We start from the raw sequence: 17730 nt of genomic DNA, 5'->3' as shown, positions 1-17730 counted from the left end.
CGGGCTACAGGACTTCGAAGCATCAATCATCGAACATCTTCGGCGGCACGAAGCCGCCGAACTCGCGCTCGATCAGCTCGGCGAGCTTGAGCGGCGTCCTGTCCTCGAGGAAGGGACCGACGATCTGCACACCGACAGGCAGACCGTGTTTCGACAGGCCGAGCGGAACGGCTGTTGCCGGCAGGCCCGGAAGCGTTGCGATGCCCGGCCAGGCGAGCTGGTCGGAATAGGGGTAATCCTTGCCGTCGATGCTGATCGTTCGCAGGCGTTGTTCCGGCGAATGATCGTGCGGAAAGGCCGGCGTCGGCATGATCGGGCAGATCACCGCGTCGAAGCTCTTGAACAACGCCCGCCATTGCGAGCGGAGCACGGCGCGGGTCCCTGCGTCGAGGACCCAGGCGCGGTGGCTCGCGGTGATGCCGCGCAGCCGCTCCGCGTCAAGGCTGGTGTCCTCCGGTGACAGCTGGCTCGCCCGCGCCTGCGCATCCGCCAGCTCGTCGGGAGGTAGGAACGCGCCGAGGAAACCCAGCAGCATGCGCATGTAAAGCCGGGACGTCTCCGCGAAGTCCGGGAGCAGCGCGCTCTCGCGTGCGACGGTGACGCCGGCCTTCGCAAGATCGATTGCGAGCTTGTCGATTGCGCTGCGGACATCCCGGTCGCTCGGCAGCAGAGGATGGCTGTCGATCACCAGGATACGAAAATCCCGCAGCGACTGATGCCGCGCAGCCGGCAAATCGAGCTTGTAGGCGATACCGATGTCGAGAGGATCCGGTCCCGCCATGACGTCGAGCAGCAAGGACAGATCCGCCGCCGTGCGCGCCATCGGCCCGATGACGGCGAGGTCGCCCTCGCGCGGAATGGCTGGAAACGGCGGCGGGGTCTCGCCGCGCGCCGCGCAGAGATTAAGGGTCGGCTTGTGCGCGAACACGCCGCAATGAAATGCCGGCACACGCAGGGAGCCGCCGATGTCCGAGCCGGTGGCGAGCGCGCAATAGCCTGCGGCGAGGGCTGCCGCCGATCCTCCGGACGAACCGCCCGGCGTGCGGCCGAGATCGTAGGGGTTGTTGGTGGTGCCATAGATGTCGTTGTAACTCTGCCAGTCGCCGAGGCCGACCGGCACGTTGGTCTTACCGAGGATCACGCCGCCGGCCTGCTTGATGCGGGTCACCGCCAGCGCGTCTTCCACGGGCTTGAAGCCCTTCTGCGGCACGAATCCCCAGGTCGTCGGCAGGCCTGCGATGTTGAAGGATTCCTTGATCGTCGTGGGCAGGCCGAGCAGCGGCTTGTGCTCGTCGCGCGCCAGCGCCGCATCCGCCTCGCGCGCCGCAACGAGCGCGCGATCGAAATCGCGCACGCACACCGCGTTGATCCTGCCGTCGTGCCGTTCGATCCGCGCAATCGCATCCTGCGTGAGCTCGACCGCCGAGACCTTCTTCGCACGCAACGCGGCCGACAGTTCGACCGCACTCTTGAAACTCCATTCCGATCCGGCCACGGCGCTTCTCCCGCTCTTGGATGATGATGCGCAGTCTGGCCGAATCTCGCAATGGCTGTTTGATGGAGATTGATGTGCTGCTAGCCGTAAACAGCGAATGTGATACGAGCTACGCTGCCCCCAGCCGTGGTTCCCCCGTCCAGATCAGGCCGCGCCCGCCTTGGCGAGGAAGTCGAGCAACAACCTGCTCACCGCGGCCGGCTGCTCCTGCTGGACCCAATGGCCGGCGCCGTCGACGAGATGGCAACCGAGCATCTTCGTGCACGCGCTGCGCTGCATCGTCTCGAATACGCCGGGCCGTTGATAGGTGCCCCAATCCTGCTTGCCCGAAATGAAGCAGGAGGGCACGTCGATGCTGCGGCCGGCAAACAATTGCATCTCGTTGTTGAGCATGCCCGACGTGCCGTAGCGGTACCATTGCAGCCCGCCCTGAAATCCGGTGCGGCTGTATTCGGCGCTGTAATAGGCAAGTTCGCTATCCGGCAGCCATTGGTTCGCGGCGATCGCGGCCGGCGAGGGCATCTCCTTCGCGACCGTCTCGGCCATGGTCTCATGCAAGTCCATCACGTAATAGGTCGGCAGCTTCGCCAGCTCCTGCGCCGACCATGCTTGCAGCGGATAGGGCTTGTTGTCGGTCCAGTCCGCGCTCTTGTGATGATAATAGGCGCGCAGGAAATCATGCACGCCCTGCGGTGCCTGCTGCATGTCGGCATTGGCTTCCCGTGTCGAATAATACCATTGATAGTGCTTGCGTGGCCGCGGCAGCGCGGCGAGCTCGCGATGCACGGGGTCCTCCACCGCGGGCTTTGCCGGTTTGTCGACCGTGCCGAACGGCAGCGGCGGCGGTCCGCCGAACGGCGCGCTCATCATCGTCACCGAACGAAACACGTCGGGCCGGATCAAGGCGCACCAGGCTGCGACCGGGCTGCCAAAATCATGTCCGACCACATCGACCTGCCTGTAGCCGAACGCCGACACCAGGCCGAGCGCATCGCGCACGAGACTGAGAAGCGAGAACGGCGCGAGAGGGCCGTCGTACTCCGCGCTCCATCCCGTGGTGCGTCCGTAGCCGCGCTGGTCCGGTGCGATCACGTGGTAGCCGGCCGCGCTGAGCGCCGGCATCACCTTGCGCCAGGAGAAGGCGAGCTCGGGAAAGCCGTGCAGCAAGAGGATACAGCGCCGTCCCTTGGTCTCGAAACCGGCCTCCAGCACATGCATCCGCAAGCCGTTGATGCCGTCGACGGTGCGCGAGCGGATTCCGGCGGGCAGGGGAATGTCGGGGAGTGCGGTCATCGTATTCTCCACACGGGCAGTATCGTAGGGTGGGTTAGCCCCGGGGATTGCGCGAAGCGCAAGCCGCGCGGCGTAACCCACCTCTTTATTCTCCGCGGAGGCAGAAGTGGTGGGTTACGCTCGGCGTCTGCGCTTCGCGCAGCCGCAGAGCTAACCCACCCTACGACAGCCAGACTAAACCGCCACACATTCGAACGCGTTGCCCTTGCTCCTGATCTTCCCGACCGACGGCGAGGGGAAATGCGCGGTGCAGCACAGCGTGTCGGTGTCGCAATAGCGTTCCAGGAAGCTGCGGCGCGTTTTCGCGGCTTCGGCCGGATCGACGTCGAACTTGATCGACAGCTCCGGATAGAGCGTCTGCAGCGGCGAGTGCATGAGATCGCCCGAGAACACCGCATCGTCCTTGCCGCGGCCCATCGTGATGGCGATATGGCCCGGCGTGTGACCCGGTGTCGGCAGGATGCGGACGTGGTCGCCGATCTCGTGGTCGTTGCCGACGAGCTCGTGCCTGTTGGCCTCGACCACCGGCAACACGCTGTCGACGAATGGCGGGATCTCCGTCTTCTCGTTCTGCGCGGACCAGTGATCGAATTCCTGCTTGGCGAACAAATAGCGCGCCTTGGGGAAGGTCGGCACCCAGCGGCCGTTCTCAAGCCGCGTATTCCAGCCGACGTGATCGACATGCAGATGCGTGCACATCACGAAGTCGATGTCGTCGACCGAAAACCCCGCGGCGCCGAGGCCGCGCAAATAGGTGTCGTCGGTCTTCATGTTCCATTTCGGCCGCGGCCGCGGCTTGTCGTTGCCGATGCAGCTGTCGACCAGGATGGTGTGGTGCGGCGTCTTCACCACGTAGGACTGGAAGCACAGCAGCAGCACATCCTCATCGTCCAGTGCCTTCGCCTCGCGCATCCAAGCCCGGTTCTCGGCCAGCACGTCCGGCGTCAGTCCAGGCAGCATCTCCAGCGCCGGGACGAACGAGGTCTCCTGCTCGATGATGCGATGGATGGTGAGATCGCCGACCGAGAATCTGAGGCTCATGAGAACTCCCGAGACTTATGCCGCTGGCGGCACCGAGATCTTGACGGAGGGCCGCTCCAGCATCTTCTGGTGGAATGCGTCGAGCTTCGGAAAGGCCTTACGCCAGCCGCAATCGGCGAAGCGGAAGTCGGCATAGCCGAGCACGCAAACGAGGCCGATCTGCGAGATGTCGAACGGGCCGTTCAGCACGTCAGGCATGTTCTCGAAGCGCGCCATGCCGGTCCAGGCCCTGTTCCAGTGGTCGTCCGACCAGGCCTGCCATTGCAGGCCCTGCGGCCGCACCATCTTCTCGTAGCGGCACAGCAGCATGGAATCGAGCATGCCGTTGATCAGCGAGTGATTGGTCTTGGCTTTCCAGCGCCGCGGGCCGTAATCCGGGATCAGGCTGCCGCCGGCGATCTCGTTGAGATATTCCACGATGACATAGGAATCCAGGATCACCTCGCCGTCATTGGTGATCAGCACCGGCAGCTTCTTCAGCGGCGTGATCTTCGAATAGTCCTCGTTGGCCGTGCCCGGCGTCACGCTTGCTGGCACGAATTCGATCTTGTCGATCAGCCCGAGCTCGATCGCAGCAATGCGCACCTTGCGGGCAAAGGGCGAGGCGGGGGAGAAGGTGAGCTTCATGGAGAGTATCCCACAAATGAACGTTTTGTTTCGTCATTGCGAGGAGCGAAGCGACGAAGCAATCCAGAGTGTTGCCGCGGAGGGATTCTGGATTGCTTCGCTTCGCTCGCAATGACGGCGAGAGGGCGGAGGCTTACGCCGACACGATCTCCTGGCGCTGCTCGCCGAGGCCTTCGATGCCGAGCGTGACGACGTCGCCAACATTGAGGAAGGTCGGCGGCTTCATGCCGAGGCCGACGCCGGGTGGGGTGCCCGTGGTGATGACGTCGCCGGGCAGGAGCGTCATGAACTGCGAGACATAGGAGATGCACTTGGCCATCGAGAAGATCATGGTCTTGGTCGAGCCGGTCTGGCGGCGCTGGCCGTTGACGTCGAGCCACATCGACAGGTTCTGCACGTCCTTGATCTCGTCCTTGGTGGCGAGCCACGGCCCGAGCGGGCCGAACGTGTCGTGCGACTTGCCCTTGGTCCACTGGCCGAGGCGCTCGATCTGGAAGGCGCGCTCGGAGACGTCGTTGCACACGCAATAGCCGGCGACGTGGTTCAGCGCGTCGGCTTCCGAGACGTATTTGGCGCGGGTGCCGATGATGGCGGCGATCTCGACCTCCCAGTCGAGCTTGGTCGAGCCGCGCGGCTTCTCGACGGGATCATTCGGGCCCGACAGCGAGGTATTGGCCTTCATGAAGATGATCGGCTCGCTCGGAATCTCGGCGCCGGTCTCCTTGGCATGGTCGGAATAGTTGAGGCCGATCGCGACGAATTTCGAGATACCGGTGACGGGGGCGCCGAACCGGGGCTTGCCGGAGACGGCGGGCAGCGAGGCGGGATCGAGCGCGGCCAGCTTCTTCAGGGATTCAGGCGAATAGGCCTCGCCGGTGAGGTCCTTCAGATGCGCCGACAGGTCGCGCAACTGGCCGGATCTGTCGATCAGGCCGGGCTTTTCCGCACCCTTCTCGCCATAACGAACAAGCTTCATTCTCGTTTCTCCCTGGGAATGGACCGATCGGTTAACTGCTTCATGGAACAGGGCGGCGGGAAATTCAACCGCCCAAAACGGGCATCACCCCAGCGCCACGAACCTGAATGCGTCGCCGTCTCGCTTGATATGTCCGGCGGAATAATGACCGCCGATCACCAGTGTGGGTGTGTCGGCAAAGCGCGAGAACACCGCATGCCGGCTTGCCGCCGAACGCGCGGGATCAGTATCCACAGTCGAGCACCAGTCGAGATGGGCCATCTGGCAGGGATGATGGGCAACGTCGCCGGTCAGAAGCGCCTGCTCGCCGTCGGACTCGATCAGGACGCTCATGTGCCCCGGGCTGTGACCGGGAGTTGGGATCATTTCGATCTCCTCGCAAAGCCGATGGTCACTCGGAACCAGATCGGCCTGGCCGGCATCGACCACTGGCTTCACGGAGTCGTTGAACACCGCGACCTTGTCCGGCTCGGCCGTGTAATCACGCCAATGATCATATTCGGTCCTGCCGAAAACATAGCGCGCCTTCGGGAACGTCGGCACCCATCGGCCGTCAACCAGCCGCGTATTCCAGCCGACATGGTCGACGTGAAGATGCGTGCACAGCACGGTGTCGATGCTGTCAGGCGGAAACCCCGCCGCGGTCATGGTCTCCAGAAAGGGTGTGCTGCGGTTGTTCCAGGTGGGGACGCCGCGGCCTTGCTTGTCGTTGCCGAGGCCGGTGTCCACCACGATCCGGCGCGTCGGCGTCTCCACCACCAGCGAGTGGATCGACATTTTCAGCCGGCCTTCGTCGGTGGCGAAATGCGGGATCAGCCAGGGCAGCTTCTGGATCTCGTCATGGGTGGCTGCCGGCAGGATGAAGCGGGTCGAGCCGACCGTCTCCATTTCGACGAATTTCGTGATCCTGACCTTGCCGACCTTCCACTGCATCCGCCGCCTCCCATTTTCTTGCTCTTGCGCTGGAACATGCACGTTTTCTGCCATCGGGCGCAATGGATCATCTGAGGTGATGTGGCGTTATCGCGGGGAACTGGATGCTAGCCGAAGAGGACGCCATGCCAGAGCTTGCGATTTCCGCGGAAAAGGTCGCCTTTATCATCGAGAAGGCGCGCGAATTCGACGTCAAGGAGGGGGCTTCTGATCCGGACTCCGGCTCGAACGCGGCCGACGACGATATGATGGACGTCCTCGACGACGATGGCTCCGATCCTGTCGTCCAGGAGCTCGGAAGCTTCATGATCGCCCTGAACGAGGACGAGCAGCTCGATCTCGTCGCGCTGACCTGGCTCGGACGCGGCGATGGCACGATCGATGACTGGGACGATCTGCGCGCCCGCGCGTCGGAGGCGCGCCGTGAATATGGCAGCCCACGCCGCGAAACGGTGCACTATCTGCTCGGCGAGCCCATGCTGGGCGATCTGCTCGCGAACGGGCTCGACGAATTCGGCATCGACTGGACCGATGAGCGCACCACCGCCGATTCCTCCGCTCCGAGCCAGCAGGATGAGGACGAGCCGACCAAGCAGCGGTGATGATTTTACCTCGCCCCGCTTGCGGGGAGAGGTGGGCGCGAAGCGCCGGGTGAGGGGGAGTCTCCGCGAGTCCGACTGTCACCGTGCTTGCGGAGAGAGCCCCTCACCCCAACCCTCTCCCCCGTAAGAACGGGGCGAGGGAGTACATCTGCAAACGCGACTACAGCGTCCCCGGGAACGCGCCACCATCCAGCAGAATGTTCTGTCCGGTGATGAAGCCGGCCTTGGCGCCGCACAGGAAGGCGCAGGCATAGCCGAATTCGTCGGGCTGACCGAAGCGCCCCGCGGGGTTGAGCTTGGCGCGCTCGGCCAGGATCTGCTGCGGTGTGACACCGCGCTTGTCGGCTTCGCCCTTCGCGGTGCTGGTCAGGCGATCGGTCTCGAACGGGCCCGGCAGCAAGCCGTTGATGGTGACGTTGTTGATCACCGTCTTGCGCGACAGGCCGGCGATGAAGCCGGTGAGGCCGGCGCGCGCGCCATTGGAGAGGCCGAGAATGTCGATCGGCGCCTTCACCGCGGCCGAAGTGATGTTGACGATGCGGCCGAACTTGCGTGCCATCATGCCGTCGACCGTCGCCTTGATCAGCTCGATCGGGGTCAGCATGTTGGCGTCGATCGCCTTGATCCAGTCGTCTCGGGTCCAGTTGCGGAAATCGCCGGGCGGCGGGCCGCCGGCATTGTTGATCAGGATGTCGGGCTCGGGGCAGGCCTTCAGCACCGCCTCGCGGCCCGCCGGCGTCGTGATGTCGCCGACGATCTCGGTGACCGTCACGTCGGGATAGGCCTTGCGGATCTCGTCGGCGGTCTTCTTCAGCGCATCAGCGCCGCGCGCGGTCAGCGTGACGTCAACGCCGGCCTCCGCCAGCGAGAAGGCGCAGGCGCGCCCGAGGCCCTTGCTGGATGCACAGACGATGGCGCGGCGACCTTTGATCCCAAGATCCACTGTTTCACTCCCGTAAATGTCAGGCAGGTTTTGGACGGCGGCTACATTAGCCAACTGTGATGCCGCTGATAAGGGATCGGCCCGCACCAAAATGCATGGCGTGCGCTGCGGCGATGCAAATGCGCGGGCATGATCTGGACTAGATCCGCCGCTCCTGCTTGAGGCGGTCGATTGCGGCGGCAGCCTCCGGCGGCAGCGACTTGAAGCCCATCTGGCCCGCGGTCGAGAACAGCGGCCGCAGATGCGAGCCGGCGAGGAAGGGCGGCTGGCGGTTCGTCGGCACGATCTGATCAAACACCAGCACCAAGGTAGTGGCGACGAGGCCGACCCTGACGGCGCCGAGCGTCGCGCCGCCGAGCCGGTCGCCGATGCCGGCCTCGCCGATCGTGTCGTTCAGCGCGATGCGGCCGATATGGCCGAACAGCATGCCGACGACCACGAAGATGGCGAAGAACCAGATCCAGTTCTGCAGCAGCGGCGAGTTCGGATTGCCGGCGATCTGCGGTGCGATCAGCGGCATCAGCGCCACCGCGATCGGGGCGGCGAGCAGATAGGCGAGGATGGTCATGGCGCTGCGTAGCAGCCCGGTCCTGAACCCCAAGCCGACCGCGACTGCCAGCGCGGCATAGACGGCGAGATCGAAACTGTTCATGCGCGAAAGCCCTGCCTCGACGGAACGAATGAACGCCGAGCCGATCATTCCGGTTTCAGATCGCTAAAATCGTCTGTATTGGTGGCTCCAAAGCTTAAAGGAACCGTCCAAGGAACGCGTCATGTCAGACCTATTCGACGTCAGTAAAGAAACCATCCTCGTCACGGGTGCGAGCCAGGGGCTCGGCCGGCAATTTGCCCGGGTGCTGGCGGCGCATGGTGCGGCCGTGGCGCTCGCTGCGCGGCAGACCGACAAATTGAAGGGCCTGGAAGAGGAGATCCGCGGCAAGGGCGGCCGCGCCGCGGCGGTCGCGCTCGACGTCACCGACACTGCCTCGATCGCCAAGGCGGTCGATGCCGCTGAGGCCGCGCTCGGCCCCGTCACCGTGCTGATCAACAATGCCGGCATCGCCATCGAGAAGCTCGCGACCGAGCAGACCGAGGCGGATTGGGACGCCGTCATTGGTGCCAATCTCAAAGGCGCCTATTTCCTCGCAACCGAAGTGGCGCGGCGCATGATCGCGCGCAAGCAGCCGGGCAACATCGTCAACATCGCCTCCGTGCTCGGCACTGGCGTCTTGAAGGCGCTCTCGCCTTACGCGATCTCCAAGGCCGGCATCATCCAGGCGACGAGAGCGATGGCGCTCGAGCTCGCGGGCCAGAACATCCGCATCAACGCGCTTGCGCCCGGCTATATCGATACCGAGATGAACCACGCCTTCTGGTCGACGCCGGCAGGCGAGCGCCTCGCCAAGCGCATCCCGCAACGCCGCGTCGGCGCCGAGTCCGATCTCGACGGCGCGATTCTGCTGCTGGCGTCGAATGCGTCGCGCTACATGACGGGGAGCGTGGTGACCGTGGACGGCGGGTTCCTGCTGAGTTGAACGTGTCTTCGCCTCTTCCCGCGTGCGGAGAGGCCGGAATTTGCGAAAGCAAATTCCGGGTGAGGGCGAGCCTCCGCGATTCGAGACGGCGAGTACACGCGTCGCTCTATCCGCGTCGTCATTGCGAGCGTAGCGAAGCAATCCAGAATCCCACCGCGGAAAGACTCTGGATTGCTTCGCTGCGCTCGCAATGACGGAAAACGACTTAGCGCATCTCTCCACGGATCATATCCGCCGCCTTCTCCCCGATCATGATGGTCGGCGCATTGGTGTTGCCGCCGATCAGCGTCGGCATGATCGAGGCGTCGACCACGCGCAATCCTCCGATGCCATGCACCTTCAACGCCGGATCGACCACGGCCATCGCGTCGGTGCCCATCTTACAGGTGCCGACGGGGTGATAGACGGTGTCGACACGCGCGCGCAGAATGGCGCGGATGTCCTCGTCCGTCTTCACGTCGGATGTGAACATGTCCTTCTTCTGCAGCGCCCGCATCGCAGGCGTCTCCATCAGTCGCCGCGTCGTCTTGAAGCCGGCGACCATCGCCTCGAGATCCTCCGCCTCGCCCAGAAAGTTCGGGTCGATCATCGGCGTTGCGAGCGGATCGGCGCTTTTCAGCCAAATGCTGCCGCGGCTCTTCGGCCTGAGCAGACAAAAATGGCATGAGAAGCCCGCCTCCTTGTGTTTCTTGCGGCCGTGGTCGTCGAGCATCGCGATGACGAAGTGGAGCTGGATATCAGGTACGTCGAGATCAGGCCGGGTTTTCAGGAAGCCGCCGCACTCGGCGAATTTGGTGGTCATCACGCCGCGCCGCTCGCGGCGATATCGCTGGATACCGCGCAGCAGGGATGGCAACCGACTGATCGAGGCGTGAACGAAGTGCGGATAGTCGGAGGCGTAGACGAACACGAAGTCCGGATGGTCCTGCAGATTGCGCCCGACGCCAGGCAGGTGATGCACGACGTCGATGCCGTGGGCGGCAAGCGCATCGCCATCGCCAATGCCCGACAGCATCAATAGCTGCGGCGACTGGAAGGCGCCGGCGGCGAGGATCACCTCGCGGCGGGCGCGCAGCTGCCTTGTCTGCCCGCCCTGCACATATTCGATGCCGACGGCGCGCCCTGCTTCGAACAGGATCTTCGTTGCCTGCGCTCCCGTCTCGACCCGCAGATTCGGCCGCTTGCCGAGATGAGGAGCCACATAAGCGCGCGCCGCGCTCCAGCGCTCGCCGCCCCGCTGCGTCACCTGGTAGCTGCCGAGCCCTTCATGGTCCTCGGCATTGAAGTCCTCGCGGATGCGGAACTGCGCCTCGCGCGCGGCCTGATGGAAGACGTCATGGATCGGATTGTCCGAGCGCAGCCGGTTGACATGCAGCGGTCCGCCCTTGCCGTGATACTCGCCGTCGAAATCGGCGTTGTCTTCCGAGCGCTTGAAGTAGGGCAGCACGTCCGCATACGACCAGCCGGCATTGCCGAGCGCGGCCCAATGGTCGTAATCCCATTTGTGGCCGCGGATATAGACCATGGCGTTGATCGCCGAGGACCCGCCGAGGCCCTTGCCGCGCGGCTGATAGCCGATGCGGCCGTTCAATCCCTTCTGCGGCACGGTATCGAAGGCCCAGTTGGCCGCGGCATAGGGCAACGCGAGCCCGAAGGGCGTGGTGATCCGCCAGGTGTCGTTGCGTCCCCCTGCATCAAGCAGCGCGACGGATGTGCCCGCATCCTCCGACAGCCGCCCCGCAATTGTGCAGCCGCCCGAGCCCGCGCCCACGACGACGAAATCGAATGTGTCGGTCAATGTTGTTTCCCCCCCCCGTTTACCGTCATTCTGGGGCGCGCGAAGCGCGAACCCGGAATCTCGAGGTTCGCTTCGCCTCCCGGAACGGCACCCCGGCGTTTTCGGCCTTAATCTTGTTGCCGCAGGCTGGCCGTTTGTGGAACTTCTGGCAAGAGCGCGCGGAACGGCGCGGAAACTCGTCGATTCCCCTGTCATGAAGTCGAAAAAAACGTTCCCGCAGCCCTTTCCAAAGGCAGTCCGCCTTGATACATACCCACCGCACCCGACGGGCATTGCCCCTCGGGTCGCCTTCCAAGGAAGCCTTTGGGACGGAAGTGGAAAGCCAGCGCGACCAGCGCCGGCCTCAACCGACCGTCCCCAGGATTTAACCGAAGGCACGCAAAGCTTTAACGCGGGGTGGAGCAGCCCGGTAGCTCGTCAGGCTCATAACCTGAAGGTCATAGGTTCAAATCCTATCCCCGCAACCAAATTCGGATTGACCGGATCCGAGACGGAAACGGCCCGCGCGAAGCGGGCCGTTTTTGTTTTGGCGATGGGATCGCCGCGCTACCTCGCCGCGGTCTGCCAGGCGAGTAGCCGCTGCTCGACCAGTGACATCGCAATCGACGTCAAATATCCGGTCGCGCCGAGCAGGATGACGCCGGCGAAGAGGTCGGCGGACCGGAACGCGCGTGCCGAGAGCAGCACCCAGTGACCAAGGCCGTCGAGGCCGGCCAGGATCTCGCAGACGACCGAGAGGATCAGCGCAACCGTCAGGCTGAGCCGCATGCCCGCGAGAATATCCGGCAATGCCGAGGGCAGGGCGATCTTGGCGATGATTGCGGTGCGCGACATCTGCAGCGAGCGGGCGACCTCATAGAGCCGCGGCTCGACGGCGGCAAAGCCGTGAATGGTGGCGAGCATGATCGGCCAGATCGCGCCGAAGGCGATCACGAACAGCGCCATGCCTTGCGTCAGCCCGAGCATCGCGATTGCGACCGGGATGATCGCCGAGACCGGCAGGGGCCTTAAGAATTCCAGCGACGGCGCGACATAGGCGCGCATCATCTTGGACGAGCCGATCAGCGCGCCAAGCGCAATGCCGGCGATCGAGGCGGCGAACCAGCCATAGGCCATGTGCTCCAGCGTGCCGATGAGCTTGCCCGCGAGATCGCCGCTGGAAAAGCCGCGCACCAAAGCGGCCCAGGCGCGGTCCGGACCGGGCAGGAACACCGGCGACACTAGCTTCAGATTGGCGACGAGTTGCCACGCCGCGATGAAGCCGGCCGCGACGAGGGCGCTTGCGACACGCCAGAGGATCGCGGCGCGCTTCATGGATTGTCTCCGGCGAGCGCGGCACGGCCGAACAGACGGCGCTGGGCGGCGATCAACAGCATGTTCAGCGCGTAGCCGATCGCGCCGATCCAGACGAGATAGGCGAGCATCAGGTCGGCGCGCAGGGCCTGCTGTGCCAGCATGATGCCGGCACCCAAGCCGATCGGGTTGATGGCGATCTCGACGGTGACCGCGACGATCAGGGCGATCCCGGCCGACAGGCGGAAGGCGACGAAGATCCGCGGCAGTGCGGCCGGGATCACGATCTTCGCGATCCGTTGCGGCGCGCTCAGCCGCAAGGCCCGCGACACTTCCATCAATCGCGGCTCGATGCTACGCACCGCGCTGCGGGTCATGATCAGCATCGGCCAGACGCAGGCGAACGCCACGATCACGATCTCCATCCGGTAGCCGAAGCCGAGCGCGATCAACGCAATCGGCAGCAGCGCGATCGAGGGAATCGGGCGGATCGCCTCGACCGTCACCTCCATCAGCCGGTCGAGGGGACGCGAAATGCCGAAGGCGATGCCGAGCGCAAGCCCGATGGCGCTGCCGATGGAAAGGCCCGCAAAGGCGGCGAACAGCGTGTCGCGGGTCGCGATCGGAATCGAGAGATCGGCGAGCGCCGTGGCCAGCGCCGCGAGGATTGCGCTCGGCGGCGCCAGGCTGTCGCTTTGCAGATGGGTGAGGCGCGCCCAGAGCTCAAACGCCAGCACCAGCGCCAGCGGCAGCAGCAAGGGCTTGGTGCGATCGAGGCTCAATGCTCGGTCGCCTTGATGAAGTCGAACAATTGCCGGCGCAGCCGCAGGAATTCCGGATGCTCGCGGGTGGCGAGCTGGTCGCGCGGACGCGGCAGGTCGACGTCGAGCTCGATCCCGATCCGGCCCGGATGCGGCAAGAGGCCGATGACGCGGTCGCCGAGATAGATCGCCTCGTCGAGATCGTGGGTCACGAAGATCACGGTGGTCTCGCTCGCCTGCGTCAGCGACAGGACCTCGTCCTGCAAGCCCTGCCGCGTCATCGCATCCAGCGCGCCGAACGGCTCGTCCATCAGCAGGGTGGTCGGCTCCTGCGCAAGGCAGCGCGCGATCTGCAGGCGCTGCTGCATGCCCCCGGACATCTCGGTCGGATATTTGTCGGCATGACCGGGCAGTCCGACCTTCCGCAGCAGCGCCTCGATGCGTGCGCCGCGTTCGCGCGCCGGCACGCGCGAGGCTTCCAGCGCCAGCGAGATGTTTCCGGCCGCGGTCCGCCACGGCAACAGCGCCTTGCCGTAATCCTGGAACACGATCGCGACCTCACGCCGCGGCTCGGTGATCTCTTCGCCGTCAAACGTCACCGCGCCGCTCGTGGGGCGATAGAGACCTGCGGCGAGCCGCAGCGCCGTGGTCTTGCCGCAGCCGGAGGCGCCGACGATGCAGAGGAATTCGCCCGGCCGCACCTGAAGATCGAGATTCTCGATGATGGTCTTGCCGCCGAGCCGCAGCGTCGCGGCATTGAACGCGATCAGCGGTTTCTGCCGCCGCGCGGCGCGCGCCTCAATGAGCCTTGCAACGACGCTCATGATTGTTCCCCGCTCACCTGCGGATAGACGAAATCGATGGTCGAGTGCAGATGCGCCGCCAGCATTTTTTGCGCGGCGGCCACGTCGCGGGCGAGCACGAGGTCGGCGAGCATCTGGTGACTGCGGATGAATCTCTCGCCGCTGTCGATGGCGCCCATCATCACGCGGCGGTAGCGGTAGGCCTGGTCGTAGAGGTCGGAGTGGGCGGCCAGCATGCGCCGCGAGCCGCAGGCGGCGAGCAGCGCGGTGTGGAAGCCCTTGTGCAGCCGGTCGAACTCCGCCGCGCCCTCGCGGAATTCGTCGCCGGTGCGCTCGATGTGTCGGCGCATCTGATGCAGCGCGCTGATGATGCCGGCCTCCCAGGCAGCATCGCCGTGCAGGATCGCCAGCCTGACCGCCTCGATCTCGACCGCCGTCCGCATGCAGGTGATGTCGGCGAGATCCTCGCGGCTGACCTCGGCGACGCGGAAGCCGCGCTGGCCGATGCCGACGATGAGGCCGCGCGACATCAACCGCGAAAGGCCTTCGCGCAGGGGCGTGGCGCCGATATCGTAACGTTGCACGAGGTCGAGGATGCCCAGGCGCGATCCCGGTGCGAGATCTCCCGCCAGGATGTCCTGCTCGATGAGGTTTGCGGCACGCTCGCTCAAGGTGCCGGCTTCCGTCGGCAGGCGTTCGAGAGTGCGCTCGGGAGCTGGCATCGTCGATATCCCTTAGTTCAGCACCAGTTTCGCGGTGTCGAGCTTCGATTGCAGCATCTTCTGCGACGACATCACCTCGATCCACCAGCTGAGGTTTTGCGGCTTGAGGTTCGGCTCGGACTGGTTCGGCGGCGTCGCCTTGACGAGATCGAGCGGCTGCTTGGTGAACTTGGCGATCGAGGCCGAGGCCTTCTCGCGGTCGCTGTTGACGATCGCGGCGGCCTCCGCGACGGCCTCGCGAAACTTCTTCACGGTGGCCACATTCTTCTCCGCCCAGTCGCGCGATGCGGCATAGAAGATGATCGGATCGGTGCGGCCGAGCTCGGCGCCGTACCGCGCGCCAACCGAGCCGAGCCCCGCATTGCTCATGCGCGTGACGAACGGTTCGGCCGTGAGCACCGCATCGACGCCGCCTGATTTGATGATGTCAGCCATGGTCGGGAAGGTGACCTCGACGAAATTGACGCTTTTGGGATCGACGCCTTTCTCGACCAGCCATTTCACGAAGAGTACGTGCAGGAAGGCGTTCAGGCCGGGCGCGCCGACCTTCTTGCCGATGAAATCCTTGGGATCCTTGATGGTGATGCCGTTGCGGACGAAGGCCGCGATCGCGGTGTTGGAGGTCGGGTTCATGACCGAGGCGCCGGCGATCGCGACGAGGTCGAGGCCGCCGTCCACGGCTTGCAAGAAGACGGTGGAGGTGGGGCCGCCGACCTGAATCGAATTCGACAGGATCGCCGCCGGGATGTTGGAGTTGATCGCGATCGGCGTCATCTCGACCTCCAGCCCGTGCTTTTTGAAGATTCCTTCGTCGACCGCGACCATGGCCGAGGCGCAGTCGGAGGTCGCGGTGCAGCCGATCTGGATCTTGGCCTGCGCCAGCGCGGGTGCCGTCAAGCCAGCAGACATCCCCAACACGAGACCTGCCAACATCGCTGTGATCTGCGTTCGCCCCACTGCGCTCCTCCTCATTTTATATTTTTCGTTCTTGTTTATCGATATTTTATCTGATCATATATTCGAAACGATGACAAGGGGTGCCCAAGGTGAAGCTCGCAACATTCAGATCGGCCGGTCAGGAGAAGATCGGAGCCGTCCACAGCAACGACAGCCAGGTGTTCGACCTCGTTGCCGCGGCCGCACGGGACGGCGGGGCCGATCCGGCCTTCGGCTCGATGCTGGCGCTGATCGACGCCGGGCCCCGCGCGCTGGATCGGGCCCGGGCTCTGCTGGACAAGCACGGTCAGGACGCGACGCTGTCGGCGGCGGTCACCACCGTCGACATCCTCGCGCCGGTGCCGGAGCCGAGGCAAATGCGCGACGGCATGTCGTTCCCCTTGCACATCCTGCAAGCGCCGCGCGGGCAGCTGAAGCTCGCCGCGCGTGCCAAGGGCGACATGGCAGAGTTGGCGCGCATCGACGCCGAGCCGCTCGGCGAATTGCCCGAGGTCTATCGCAAGCAGCCGATCTTCTACATCACCAACCGCTTCAGCGTCCGCGGCACCAACACCACAGTGAAATGGCCGCGCTACAGCAAGGTGATGGACTACGAGCTCGAATTCGGGATCATCACCAAGAACAAGGGCGCGAACATTTCCGCCGCGAAAGCCAAGGATCACATCTTCGGCTACACCATCTTCAATGATTTCTCCGCGCGCGACGCCCAGCGCATCGAGATGGAGGGACGGCTCGGCCCTGCCAAGGGCAAGAGTTTTGACGGCGGCAACGTGATGGGGCCCTGGATCGTGACACCGGACGAGATCGGTGATCCCTACAAGCTGAAGATGGAAGCGCGCGTCAACGGCGAGACCCGCTCGAAAGGCGTGAGCGAGGGCATGCTGTTTTCGTTCGAGGAGATCATCGCCCACGTCAGCCAGGACGAGACGCTGATGCCCGGTGAATTCATCGGCTCCGGTACGGTCGGCAATGGCTGCGGCCTCGAGCTCGGCTGGTTTCTCGAGCATGGCGATACGATCGAGCTAGAGGTCGAGAAGATCGGCATTTTGAAGAATCGCGTCGAGCGGCAAGAAACCTGAAGGGGGCGTCTGAAGGCGCGCTTGAAGCGACGCCTGACTGCCGCCAACGAGAACAATCAACGAGGAAGCGCCATGACGAGCAAGCTGATCGACATCTCCGTCCCCCTCCAGAACGACGTGCCGGCCGACCCGCCTGGCAATCATCCGACGATCCAGTACATCAATCATCAGCAGGGCCTGCCGCGCATGCTGCAGTTCTTCGATGGACTGAAGGCCGAGGATCTGCCTGATGGCCAGGGCTGGGCGGTGGAGCAGGTCAGTCTCTCCACCCACAACGGCACGCATCTCGATGCGCCCTGGCATTTTCACCCGACCATGAATCGCGGCGAGCGGTCCTGGACCATCGACGAGGTGCCGTTGGAATGGTGCTTCCAGCCCGGCGTGAAGCTCGACTTCCGGCACTTGCCGGACGGCTATGTCGCGACGGCCAAAGACGTCGAGGCCGAGCTCAAGCGCATCGGCCACGAGCTGAGGCCGCTCGAGATCGTCGTGGTCAACACCAGCGCCGGCGCCAAATATGGCCGGCAGGACTACGTCACCTCGGGCTGCGGCATGGGCTACGAAGCAACCATGTACCTGCTCGAGCGCGGCGTGCGCCTGACCGGCACCGATGGCTGGAGCTGGGACGCGCCGTTCGTTCACACCGCGAAGAAATATGCCGAGACGAAAGACGCCAGCCTGATCTGGGAAGGCCACAAGGCCGGACGCCATATCGGCTATTGTCATCTCGAGAAGCTGCACAATCTCGAACAGCTGCCGCCAACCGGCTTCAAGGTGTCATGCTTCCCCGTGAAGATCGAGCGAGCCTCGGCGGGATGGACGCGAGCGGTCGCGATTTTGGAGGGGTAGCTTATTGTCCCGTTGGGCGCCCA

At 64.5% G+C, this 17730-nt stretch carries 18 protein-coding genes and 1 tRNA gene; 5 read left to right on the top strand and 14 right to left on the bottom strand.

Features of this window, described 5'->3' with window-relative positions:
• Positions 1-22: 22 nt before the first annotated feature.
• From N2605_RS31355 to N2605_RS31330, 6 genes are all read right to left on the bottom strand, one after another.
• Positions 23-1495 (bottom strand): amidase, encoded by a 1473-nt coding sequence (locus N2605_RS31355; RefSeq protein WP_260344783.1) that lies wholly within the window; start codon positions 1493-1495, stop codon positions 23-25.
• Between the two features lie 144 nt (positions 1496-1639).
• Positions 1640-2788: an alpha/beta hydrolase gene (locus N2605_RS31350; RefSeq protein ID WP_311735345.1), complete on the bottom strand. Its 1149-nt coding sequence runs from the start codon at positions 2786-2788 to the stop codon at positions 1640-1642.
• Positions 2789-2962: 174 nt separating this feature from the next.
• A complete protein-coding gene (locus N2605_RS31345) occupies positions 2963-3829 on the bottom strand; it encodes an MBL fold metallo-hydrolase (protein WP_225149364.1) in 867 nt (288 codons plus the stop codon).
• 15 nt (positions 3830-3844) lie between these two features.
• Positions 3845-4456 (bottom strand): glutathione S-transferase family protein, encoded by a 612-nt coding sequence (locus N2605_RS31340; RefSeq protein WP_260344781.1) that lies wholly within the window; start codon positions 4454-4456, stop codon positions 3845-3847.
• 133 nt (positions 4457-4589) lie between these two features.
• Positions 4590-5432 carry a fumarylacetoacetate hydrolase family protein gene (locus N2605_RS31335; protein WP_260344779.1) on the bottom strand — a complete coding sequence of 281 codons (843 nt, stop codon included), beginning with the start codon at positions 5430-5432 and terminating at the stop codon, positions 4590-4592.
• Between the two features lie 84 nt (positions 5433-5516).
• Positions 5517-6365, bottom strand: a complete 849-nt coding sequence (locus N2605_RS31330) for an MBL fold metallo-hydrolase (protein ID WP_036020963.1) — start codon at positions 6363-6365, stop codon at positions 5517-5519.
• 125 nt (positions 6366-6490) lie between these two features.
• Between N2605_RS31330 and N2605_RS31325 the strand changes: the two genes are divergently transcribed.
• Positions 6491-6967, top strand: coding sequence for a DUF3775 domain-containing protein (locus N2605_RS31325; RefSeq protein ID WP_035997316.1), 477 nt, complete (start codon positions 6491-6493; stop codon positions 6965-6967).
• Between the two features lie 160 nt (positions 6968-7127).
• Here N2605_RS31325 and N2605_RS31320 read toward each other — a convergent pair whose 3' ends face one another.
• Positions 7128-7910: an SDR family oxidoreductase gene (locus tag N2605_RS31320; RefSeq protein WP_035997153.1), complete on the bottom strand. Its 783-nt coding sequence runs from the start codon at positions 7908-7910 to the stop codon at positions 7128-7130.
• 139 nt (positions 7911-8049) lie between these two features.
• On the bottom strand, positions 8050-8562 hold the full coding sequence (locus tag N2605_RS31315; protein ID WP_225187793.1) for a CvpA family protein: 513 nt from the start codon (positions 8560-8562) through the stop codon (positions 8050-8052).
• 121 nt (positions 8563-8683) lie between these two features.
• Here N2605_RS31315 and N2605_RS31310 point away from each other — a divergent pair, with 121 nt between their 5' ends.
• The gene (locus N2605_RS31310) at positions 8684-9445 is read left to right on the top strand and encodes an SDR family oxidoreductase (RefSeq protein ID WP_035997156.1); all 762 of its coding nucleotides are present in this window, start codon (positions 8684-8686) and stop codon (positions 9443-9445) included.
• Between the two features lie 205 nt (positions 9446-9650).
• On the opposite strand, the gene N2605_RS31305 is transcribed toward N2605_RS31310, so the two are convergent.
• Positions 9651-11243: a GMC family oxidoreductase gene (locus N2605_RS31305; protein ID WP_260344774.1), complete on the bottom strand. Its 1593-nt coding sequence runs from the start codon at positions 11241-11243 to the stop codon at positions 9651-9653.
• A gap of 390 nt (positions 11244-11633) precedes the next feature.
• On the opposite strand from N2605_RS31305, the gene N2605_RS31300 reads away from it, so the two are divergent.
• Positions 11634-11710 (top strand) — tRNA-Met (locus N2605_RS31300).
• A gap of 79 nt (positions 11711-11789) precedes the next feature.
• On the opposite strand, the gene N2605_RS31295 is transcribed toward N2605_RS31300, so the two are convergent.
• From N2605_RS31295 to N2605_RS31275, 5 genes are read right to left on the bottom strand one after another with little or no spacing between them, the layout of a single operon-like run.
• Positions 11790-12557, bottom strand: coding sequence for an ABC transporter permease (locus N2605_RS31295; RefSeq protein WP_260344773.1), 768 nt, complete (start codon positions 12555-12557; stop codon positions 11790-11792).
• The gene (locus N2605_RS31290) at positions 12554-13318 is read right to left on the bottom strand and encodes an ABC transporter permease (RefSeq protein ID WP_109142297.1); all 765 of its coding nucleotides are present in this window, start codon (positions 13316-13318) and stop codon (positions 12554-12556) included. The genes N2605_RS31295 and N2605_RS31290 overlap by 4 nt, the downstream gene beginning before the upstream one ends.
• Positions 13315-14121 carry an ABC transporter ATP-binding protein gene (locus tag N2605_RS31285; RefSeq protein ID WP_225126626.1) on the bottom strand — a complete coding sequence of 269 codons (807 nt, stop codon included), beginning with the start codon at positions 14119-14121 and terminating at the stop codon, positions 13315-13317. Before N2605_RS31285 ends, N2605_RS31290 begins: the two co-directional genes overlap by 4 nt.
• Entirely contained in the window at positions 14118-14822 is a 705-nt protein-coding gene (locus N2605_RS31280) for a GntR family transcriptional regulator (RefSeq protein WP_260344771.1), read from the bottom strand. Before N2605_RS31280 ends, N2605_RS31285 begins: the two co-directional genes overlap by 4 nt.
• Positions 14823-14834: 12 nt before the next feature.
• Positions 14835-15755: an ABC transporter substrate-binding protein gene (locus tag N2605_RS31275; protein ID WP_311735344.1), complete on the bottom strand. Its 921-nt coding sequence runs from the start codon at positions 15753-15755 to the stop codon at positions 14835-14837.
• A gap of 113 nt (positions 15756-15868) precedes the next feature.
• Here N2605_RS31275 and N2605_RS31270 point away from each other — a divergent pair, with 113 nt between their 5' ends.
• Together N2605_RS31270 and N2605_RS31265 are read left to right on the top strand one after the other, a co-directional pair.
• The gene (locus N2605_RS31270; protein WP_260347525.1) at positions 15869-16858 is read left to right on the top strand and encodes a fumarylacetoacetate hydrolase family protein; all 990 of its coding nucleotides are present in this window, start codon (positions 15869-15871) and stop codon (positions 16856-16858) included.
• A 72-nt stretch (positions 16859-16930) separates the two neighbouring features.
• Positions 16931-17707 (top strand): cyclase family protein, encoded by a 777-nt coding sequence (locus N2605_RS31265; RefSeq protein WP_225139418.1) that lies wholly within the window; start codon positions 16931-16933, stop codon positions 17705-17707.
• Positions 17708-17730: the final 23 nt, after the last annotated feature.

The sequence above is a fragment of the Bradyrhizobium yuanmingense genome (genome assembly GCF_025200905.1).
GTDB lineage: Bacteria > Pseudomonadota > Alphaproteobacteria > Rhizobiales > Xanthobacteraceae > Bradyrhizobium > Bradyrhizobium yuanmingense.
The sequence above is the reverse complement of the archived record's forward strand: the minus strand, read 5'-3'. Positions and strand labels throughout refer to the sequence as shown.